The organism is Moorena sp. SIO4A5 (genome assembly GCF_010672005.1).
GTDB lineage: Bacteria > Cyanobacteriota > Cyanobacteriia > Cyanobacteriales > Coleofasciculaceae > Moorena.
Genome location: NZ_JAAHHZ010000057.1, coordinates 38067 through 42953, shown reverse-complemented (window position 1 = coordinate 42953; position 4887 = coordinate 38067). Strand labels below are relative to the sequence as shown.

Genomic DNA, 4887 nt, shown 5'->3' with positions numbered 1-4887 from the left:
GTATAACCCCCTTCCGGATCTTCCTCAACCAAAAACACAACTTCGCTCATGTTCATGACTCCCCCATTGTTGTCTATCGTTATTATTGCATAGGGAACAGGGAGTAGGGAGTAGGGAGTAGGGAGTAGGGAGTAGTAGGGAGTAGTAGGGAGTAGGGAGTAGGGAGTAGGGAGTAGGGGAGCTGGGGAGTAGGGAGTAGGGAGTAGGGAGTAGGGAGTAGGGGAGCTGGGGAGTAGGGAGTAGGGATTAGCCAATAGCCAATAGCCAATAGCCAAGAGTGAAACAATCCCGTGTACCTCATGAGTCCTAGAAACGCTATAACTTTTTTAAAGTTATAGCAACCGAAGTATGGTTTAGGACGTACTATTTTAGTGTAAAGGAACAGGTAGCAGGTAATATAATTACGGCGGTTTGCATAACTATCAGGTACAGAAGAGCCGATTTTTTGGCTCTTCCCTCTTACCTGCTCCCTACTCCCTGCTCCCTACTCCCTTATTCAACTAAAAAATTTTTTTGAATACGGCCTCTTTCTACTACTCCCTACTCCCTACTCCCTACTACTCCCTACTCCCTATCATTGCTCTAGCTTTCTAATCAGAGCAATAATCATTCGAGTTTCTTCTGTGAGTAAAGAAACAATCAATTCTATATCTGTTTGCTTAGATAGTCCTACTCTAGAAGATAAAATAAGATGTGTCTCTAATTCATTAATTGACCCTTGGGCAATATTAAGAAATCTAATGTACTCAGGAGTTGACCTTCTCCCATATCCCTCTGCTATGTTGGCTGGAATAGAAACTGCAGCTCTCCTAATTTGTTGAACCATACCGTATAATTCTTCTTTAGGAAAGAATTTAGTTAAAAAATAACACTTTTCGGCTATATCCATGGCTTTTTGCCAAATTAGTAAGTCTTTAAAATTATTAATATCTGACATTGATGGCAATTATTATTTGGGTGAGGTAGATTTTTTTAGGGAGTAGGGAGTAGGGAGTAGGGAGTAGGGAGTAGGGAGCAGGGAGTAGGGAGCAGTAGAGAGTAGGGAGTAGGGAGTAGGGAGCAGGGAAGAGGGAAGAGGGAAAAAATCCTGTCTACCTGATAGTTATGAAAAACGCTGTATCCCTATGCTGTCACAATCTTGAAACAAAAGCAAAATCGGTTCTTCACTACCTTTTATGCTAAATTTACAGTCAAAAAACTCAGAAAGCTTACTGTATAAGAAAAATTCTGCGATTCAACTCACAAAAAATTGTGAATACGGACTCTTTCCATTACTCCCTACTCCCTACTCCCTACTCCCTACTCCCTACTCCCTATTCCCTCTGATAGTTATGAAAAACGCTGTATCCCTATGCTGTCACAATCCTGAAACAAAAGCAAAATCGGTTCTTCACTGATGGCAATTCTTATTTGGGTGAGGTAAAAATTCTTGGGTTTTAGGGAGTAGGGAGCAGGGAGTAGGGAGTAGTAGGGAGTAGGGAGTAGGGACTTCGGAAGTCGGAAGTGGGAAGAGGGAAAAAATCCTGTCTACCTGATAGTTATGAAAAACGCTGTATCCCTATGCTGTCACAATCCTGAAACAAAAGCAAAATCGGTTCTTCAGTACCTTTTATGCTAAATTTACAGTCAAAAAACTTAGAAAGCTTACTGTATAAGAAAAATTCTGCGATTCAACTCACAAAAAATTTTGAATACGGGCTCTTTCCATTGCTCCCTACTCCCTACTCCCTACTCCCTACTCCCTACTCCCTACTCCCTACTCCCTATTCCCTTCAACCGACCGCAAAATCACTATACCGACGCATAAACGGAGTATGAAAGGCTAATACAATGTCATACTTAGGAATTCCCACATCAGTCAGCTCATTAGCCACACCATATTCCGTTCCATCGTATTGAATCCAAATCTTGTCGTTGATAATATCAATGTGAATCAGGCAGCCATAGACGCGGCGATGCTCTTCCCAACCCACACTAATAATTTGATAGTGGTCGTTTTCTATATCAAAGGAAGTATAGCGGTCTATATCCCCAAACGAAGGTTTAATTTTGCTGTAATCTGTCAAAATTTTCTTAATCGCTTCACGATACTGATTTAATTTATCCATTCCACAATTACCTCCTGGTTAGGATCGAATACTAACAGCTTAACTTGAAACTCTTTAACACTAAGTTGAGGCAGTTCTTCACCAAAAAAATCGTCGTAAATGGATAAGGGAACAGCCAAATAAAGTACTCGTTGTGGTTGCTTCAGCCCTAGTACGATTCGGTAATTCAAAAACTGCCCTAACGCTAAATGAAATTGAAAGACACTAGAAGATGAAATAAAGCTTTTAATTTCAACAGCAATTTGCTGATTCTCCTTCTGTGCACCAATTAACCTTTCGGCACCTAAGTCGATATGCAATTGGCGATCGCGTAAATCTAAGGTTAACGGGTCGTGAGTAATTACCCAATTATCTTGGACAAGCGCTTTTTTAACAACATCATGAAATATATCCTTAGCAGGCATTGCTACATTTATTTTTTATATTCAAGTAGTTCCGCGAGTTCCTTCAACTGAATTTGCTGCATGATGACCCTTGCTGTCACAGCCAACGCCTTGAGTATAGCAGCAATTAGAAGGGAGCAGGGAATGCGCGAATTTAGAATTTATTATCGGGAATAGTCTCGGAACTGTGCGGCCAGTGCAACGGTTTTTGGAGTAGGGAACAGCGGATCTCGGAACAGGAGGAAGTGTGCGGTCAGTGCAACGGTTTTCAGGCAGGTAGCTTCGGAGTAGGGAATAGGGGGGAGTGTCGCCAGTGTGCGGCCAGTGCAATGGTTTTCTCAACTGTGCGTCCAGTGCAACGGTTTTCTGATACCTATTGATAGGAAAAGGGACTTCCAAGCAAGGGGAGTGTCCCAAGTGTCTCAACTGTGCGGCCAGTGCAACGGTTTTGTGATCACTATTGATTAGGAAAAGCGACTTCGGGGGGGGAGTCTCTCAACTGTGCGGCCAGTGCAACGGTTTTTTGATCACTATAGTTTTTTATTCCCTATTCCCTACTCCCTATGAGGTGATTCTAGACGGGTTTGAGCAATAGTGAAACTATAGAGTTTTTTTTGTCAATTTTTCCTTGACGAAGGATTAATTGAGAGAGAATGTATAATTTAGAATTTAGAATGTATAATTTAGAATTGGGAATTGGGAATTTATAATTAAGAATTGAGAATTGAGAATTAACCATTATAAGCACCTACAAAAAATTAATTACCTACTCTTAATCTCTGTAAACGTTACAGTGTAAGGCTTTGAGCTTTTAAAAATGTGCAATTAATTTTGTGCACTTGCTTACATTCTACATTCTTAATTCTACATTCTTAATTCTACATTCTTAATTCTACATTCTTAATTCTACATTCTTAATTCTACATTCAACTTTCCCTACTCCCTAATAACGACGCCGGGATACGCTCGCTTCACCCAACTTACGCCAAGTATGCCAGCCCACTACGCCATCCACTTTCAAACGGTTGTTCCGTTGGAATTGAGTTACACCTAGGTAGGTATATCGGTCAAAATTGGCGTTAAATTTAACAATGGTGTAGCCCAAGCTGATTAGGATCTGCTGCAAAAATCGCACGGCGTCACCATTGTTACCAGGAGTCAGCACTGGCATAGTCACAGTAGTAATTGTGTCAAGGGTTAGGGATGGTGGGTTATAGGGAGGATAGGGAGGATAGGAATGTTGGGCGTCAACGTTGATGACTTCTTTTGGGCTTTCCATGGATGGGGCGGTTGCCATCCCTAGGTCTTGATTGTCCATAGTTTCTGGTGAATTGGTCATGGATTGGTCATCCGCCATCATGGTTTGGGCAGGATTGGGGATTGGTATTTCTGAGTTGTTTTTCATGATTTGTGCTGAAGTTGTGAATAGGTTAACAAGCGACTATTAAAGGTTTTCAATTGGTTAGGTAGGAGGGAGTAGGGAGCAGGGAGTAGGGAGCAGGGAGTAGGGAGTAGGGTGTAGGGTGTAGGGTGTAGGGTGCGTTAGGGACAGAAAGCCTATGATTTTGAGACTCTTCGCCCCTGTTAAAGCCCGTCCCGTAACGCACCACCATAGGGAATAGGGAGTAGGGTGTAGGGTGTAGGGTGTAGGGTGCGTTAGGGACAGAAAGCCTATGATTTTGAGACTCTTCGCCCCTGTTAAAGCCCGTCCCGTAACGCACCACCATCTGACATACACAAGATTTTTTCCCTATTGCCTATTACCTTTTGCCTAAACTCCAAATATGGCATTTCTTGCAGTTATGAGCTACAGTCTTCTTTGAGGTTGATTCCCTGTCTTGATTTAGGGCATCACTGTTCCCGATTCCCGATTCCCTGTTCCCTGTTCCCTTAACCATCACTATTGTAAGCTTCAGAAATTACAGGTGGTATTTCGGCAAGAGCTCCCTTTGTTTTCCTGTTGAATAACCCGTAACTATAACAATTTTCAATCGTAAGTGAAAAATACCTCTCTAGACAGTGGATACTACAGGGAATCGGGAATGCGCGAATTTAGAATGCGCGAATTTAGAATTGGGAATCGGGAATCGGGAATCGGGAATCGGGAGTCGGGAATCGGGAGTCGGGAATCGGGAGTCGGTGGAAGAGTATGGGCTGTGATACGGAAATGCGATCGCATCTAGCTGTGGTCTCGAAAATGCGATCGCATCTAGCTGTGGTCTCGAAAATGCGATCGCATCTAGCTGTGATCAGTAAATGCGATCGCATCTAGCTGTGATCAGTAAATGCGATCGCATCTAGCTTTGATCAGTAAATGCGATCGCATCTAGCTGTGATCGGTAAATGCGATCGCATCTAGCTGTGATCGGTAAATGCGATCGCATCTAGCTGTGATC

Annotated in this window: 11 protein-coding genes; 3 read left to right on the top strand and 8 right to left on the bottom strand. The window is 42.6% G+C overall.

The genetic code is table 11. From position 1 onward, the window contains the following. Both F6K57_RS18690 and F6K57_RS18685 read right to left on the bottom strand, forming a co-directional pair. Positions 1-254 (bottom strand): hypothetical protein (locus F6K57_RS18690; RefSeq protein WP_293069845.1); only part of this gene is annotated, 254 nt, incomplete at its 3' end. Between the two features lie 320 nt (positions 255-574). Continuing rightward, positions 575-937, bottom strand: a complete 363-nt coding sequence (locus tag F6K57_RS18685; RefSeq protein ID WP_293025376.1) for a four helix bundle protein — start codon at positions 935-937, stop codon at positions 575-577. 238 nt (positions 938-1175) lie between these two features. Here F6K57_RS18685 and F6K57_RS18680 point away from each other — a divergent pair, with 238 nt between their 5' ends. Continuing rightward, positions 1176-1397: a hypothetical protein gene (locus tag F6K57_RS18680; RefSeq protein WP_293069843.1), complete on the top strand. Its 222-nt coding sequence runs from the start codon at positions 1176-1178 to the stop codon at positions 1395-1397. A gap of 375 nt (positions 1398-1772) precedes the next feature. Here F6K57_RS18680 and F6K57_RS18675 read toward each other — a convergent pair whose 3' ends face one another. The 3 genes from F6K57_RS18675 to F6K57_RS18665 are packed head-to-tail and all read right to left on the bottom strand — an operon-like array spanning position 1773 to position 2821. Continuing rightward, positions 1773-2108: a XisI protein gene (locus F6K57_RS18675; RefSeq protein ID WP_293069841.1), complete on the bottom strand. Its 336-nt coding sequence runs from the start codon at positions 2106-2108 to the stop codon at positions 1773-1775. Continuing rightward, on the bottom strand, positions 2096-2512 hold the full coding sequence (locus F6K57_RS18670) for a XisH family protein (RefSeq protein ID WP_293069839.1): 417 nt from the start codon (positions 2510-2512) through the stop codon (positions 2096-2098). The genes F6K57_RS18675 and F6K57_RS18670 overlap by 13 nt, the downstream gene beginning before the upstream one ends. A gap of 21 nt (positions 2513-2533) precedes the next feature. Beyond that, complete coding sequence (locus F6K57_RS18665; protein WP_293025381.1) at positions 2534-2821, bottom strand: hypothetical protein; 288 nt, start codon at positions 2819-2821, stop codon at positions 2534-2536. Between the two features lie 130 nt (positions 2822-2951). Between F6K57_RS18665 and F6K57_RS18660 the strand changes: the two genes are divergently transcribed. Further along, positions 2952-3086, top strand: a complete 135-nt coding sequence (locus F6K57_RS18660; protein ID WP_293069837.1) for a hypothetical protein — start codon at positions 2952-2954, stop codon at positions 3084-3086. A gap of 348 nt (positions 3087-3434) precedes the next feature. On the opposite strand, the gene F6K57_RS18655 is transcribed toward F6K57_RS18660, so the two are convergent. Both F6K57_RS18655 and F6K57_RS18650 read right to left on the bottom strand, forming a co-directional pair. Continuing rightward, positions 3435-3896, bottom strand: coding sequence for a peptidoglycan-binding domain-containing protein (locus tag F6K57_RS18655; protein ID WP_293025384.1), 462 nt, complete (start codon positions 3894-3896; stop codon positions 3435-3437). A gap of 49 nt (positions 3897-3945) precedes the next feature. Further along, positions 3946-4212: a hypothetical protein gene (locus F6K57_RS18650; RefSeq protein ID WP_293069835.1), complete on the bottom strand. Its 267-nt coding sequence runs from the start codon at positions 4210-4212 to the stop codon at positions 3946-3948. A 32-nt stretch (positions 4213-4244) separates the two neighbouring features. Between F6K57_RS18650 and F6K57_RS18645 the strand changes: the two genes are divergently transcribed. After that, positions 4245-4385: a hypothetical protein gene (locus tag F6K57_RS18645; RefSeq protein WP_293025386.1), complete on the top strand. Its 141-nt coding sequence runs from the start codon at positions 4245-4247 to the stop codon at positions 4383-4385. Between the two features lie 173 nt (positions 4386-4558). Here the strand turns inward: F6K57_RS18645 and F6K57_RS18640 are convergent, their stop codons facing one another. Beyond that, positions 4559-4759 carry a hypothetical protein gene (locus F6K57_RS18640; protein WP_293025387.1) on the bottom strand — a complete coding sequence of 67 codons (201 nt, stop codon included), beginning with the start codon at positions 4757-4759 and terminating at the stop codon, positions 4559-4561. Positions 4760-4887 lie beyond the last annotated feature (128 nt).